A 356-nucleotide genomic window follows, 5' to 3' on the forward strand; every position below is an offset into this window, starting at 1 on the left:
CCGCTCAGGTCGATGTAGAACGGCGCGAACAGCTTGCCCGACTGCCCCGACGTCTGCTTGGCCGCGATGCCCGCGAGGTTGGGGCTGGGGCCCGTGTTCTCCGGCTCGATGCGCATGTTGGCGTAGCCGGGGAACCCGTCGACGTAGGGCCAGTAGTAGAAGTCGTGGCCCCACACGTCGGCCAGCTTCTCCGGGTCGGTGTCGCCGTAGTCGCCCACCGACAGGTGCATGATCTCCTGGTCGGGGTCGGTGGTGGCGTTGGGCTGGAACCGCACCCCCACGAACTTGTGGAACCACTGCACCTTGCGGTTGGCATTGGCCATGTTGGTGACGTCGGCCTGGGCCTTGCTGATGAG

At 66.3% G+C, this 356-nt stretch carries 1 protein-coding gene; it reads right to left on the minus strand.

The features are described from left to right. Positions 1-356, minus strand: a 356-nt coding sequence (locus OEB96_RS00200; protein ID WP_266213356.1) for a hypothetical protein, incomplete at both ends; no start/stop codon positions are given.

The organism is Paraliomyxa miuraensis (genome assembly GCF_026337845.1).
Classification (GTDB): domain Bacteria; phylum Myxococcota_A; class Polyangia; order Nannocystales; family Nannocystaceae; genus Paraliomyxa; species Paraliomyxa miuraensis.